This is a genomic window from Kitasatospora putterlickiae (assembly GCF_039527695.1).
GTDB classification, from domain to species: Bacteria; Actinomycetota; Actinomycetes; order Streptomycetales; family Streptomycetaceae; genus Kitasatospora; species Kitasatospora putterlickiae.
In genome coordinates, this window is the sequence record NZ_BAAAKJ010000097.1 from 8913 (window position 1) to 11145 (window position 2233).

Annotated in this window: 2 protein-coding genes; both read left to right on the forward strand. The window is 77.8% G+C overall.

Going from position 1 to position 2233, the window contains the following annotated elements; translation table 11 throughout:
• Positions 1-926: glycosyltransferase (locus tag ABD308_RS10605; protein WP_344331464.1), on the forward strand; the 926-nt coding region annotated here is incomplete at its 5' end.
• Between the two features lie 66 nt (positions 927-992).
• Positions 993-1934 (forward strand): SGNH/GDSL hydrolase family protein, encoded by a 942-nt coding sequence (locus ABD308_RS10610; RefSeq protein ID WP_344331465.1) that lies wholly within the window; start codon positions 993-995, stop codon positions 1932-1934.
• The last annotated feature ends 299 nt before the right edge of the window (positions 1935-2233 follow it).

A 2233-nucleotide genomic window follows, 5' to 3' on the forward strand; every position in this document is an offset into this window, starting at 1 on the left:
GGCTGCTCACCGACCGCCGGGCGGTGGCCGCCGAACTCGAACGGCTCGCCCCCGACCGGCTGGAGGTCTCCGACCGGACCACCCTGCGCTGGACGGGGGCCTGGGCCCGGCGGCACGGGGTGCGCTCGGCGATGGTGTCGCACGAGAGCGCCGTCGGCGTGCTGCGGACCTGGGGCGTGCCCGGCCCGGCCGCCGACGCGGCCGCGAACCGGCTCAACGGCCGGACCGCCCGGTCGTACGACACGGTGATCTGCACGACCGACTGGGCCGCCGCCGAGTTCCGCCGCCTGGGCGTGCGGAACCTCGCGCGCGCCCCGCTCGGCGTGGACCTCACCGCCCTGCGCCCGCCCGCCGCCGACCGGGCGGCGGAACGGGCCCGGTACGCGGACCCCGGCCAGGTGCTGCTGGCGCTCTGCTCCCGGCTCTCCACCGAGAAACGACCCGCGCTCGCCCTGGACGCCCTGGCCGCGCTGCGGTCCACCGGGGTCGACGCGGTGCTGGCGGTGGCCGGCGCCGGACCACTGCGGTCGCGGCTGGCCGACCGGGTCGCGCGGGATCGGCTGCCCGTCCGCCTCCTCGGCCACCTGGCCGGGCCCGAGGCCGTCGCTGGGCTGCTCGGCTGCGCGGACGTGGTGCTGGCGCCCGGGCCGGTGGAGACTTTCGGGCTGGCCGCGCTGGAGGCGCTCGCCTGCGGCACGCCGGTCGCCGTCAACCGCGGCTCCGCGCTGCCCGAGCTGGTCGGCACCGCCGGTGTGACCGCCGAACCGACCGGCGCGGGGTTCGCGGAGGCGGTGCGCGAACTCCTCGCGCGCCCCGAACCGGCCCGGCGCGCCGCCGCCCGCGCCCAGGCCGAACGGTACGGCTGGCCCACGGCCGTGACGGCCTTCCTCGCCGCCCACGGCGCGGCGCCCGTCACCGCCCGCTGAGCACCCCTTCGACGGACAGGGCGGCACGGAACAGCACGGAACAGCACGGAACGGGTGGGAGGTCCGATGAACACCATCACGACAGTGGACGGAGGAGGCGGCACCGTCCCGGGTGCCGCGCACGGCGCGACCCGCGGAGCCGGCCGGCGGACCGGCGAACCGGTCCGGTTCGTCGCCCTCGGCGACTCGCTCACCGAAGGCGTCGGCGACCCCATCGCCGACGGATGGCGCGGCTGGGCGGCCCTGCTCGCCCGCTCGCTGGCCCCGCCACAACCCGGGGTCGACTTCACCAACCTCGCGCGCAGCGGCGCGCTCACCACCGACCTGACGACGGAGCAACTGCCGGCGGCGCTCACCCTGCGACCACGGTTCGCCGCCGTGGTCGCCGGCGGCAACGACACCCTGCGGTCCGGATTCGACGTCGGCCGCACCACCCTGGCCCTGGACACCGTCCTCGGCCGGCTCACCGACAGCGGCGCCGTGGTGCTGACCGCCTGCCTACCCGACCCGGGCGCCCTTCTGCGCCTGCCGCGTCCGCTCGCCCGCCCGCTGGCCCGCCGGATGCGCGCCGTGAACACCGTGGTCCACGCGCTCTCCGCCCGCCACCGGGCCGTCCACCTGCACATCGCCGAGCTGCCCTGGACGGCGGAGCGCCGGCTGCTGAGCGTCGACCGCCTCCACCCCAGCGCCGAGGGCCACCAGCTGATCGCCCGCGGGTTCCACGACCTGCTCACCGCCCACGGCCGCCCCCTGGGCCCGGCCCCCGCCCCCGAACCCGCCGAACCACCACCCGGCACCCTGGCCGACGTCTGGTGGATGGCTACCAAAGGCACCCGCTGGGTCGCCGACCGCAGCACCGACCTGCTCCCGGGTCTGCTGGCCCTCGCCGCCGTCGAAGGCTACGCCCGCCTCCGCGGCACCACCGACCACCAGGACCACCGGATGGCCCACGCCACCACCACCGCCCTGGCCGCCCTCCCCGCCCCGAGAAGTGACCCGCGGGAGTAGACGTCCGGCACCACCGCCGTCCCCCGTCGACGCCGTCGACCCGCCACTCCCCACCCGCGACCAGAGCACCAGCGGGGCCGAACGGACATCGCACCACCACGCCAACGGGCCGACTCGACGGCCGGGGCGACGACCTGGGAGGCCCCGGCAGAGCACCCCGGAGTGGAAAGTCGACGCCACCGACGTCCCACTCCGCCCGACCTCCCCGGAGCAGGCGGAGCACCGGCAGAGCCGTCCGGACGGCGGAAGGCGGCAGGGCCGACGCGGCGAGCCGCGCACCGCCGGGGCGGACGCGCCGG

Bases quoted from the DNA above. Each gene is read 5' to 3' on its own strand.
- ABD308_RS10610 (WP_344331465.1), top strand. From the start codon at position 993: ATGAACACCATCACGACAGTGGACGGAGGAGGCGGCACCGTCCCGGGT.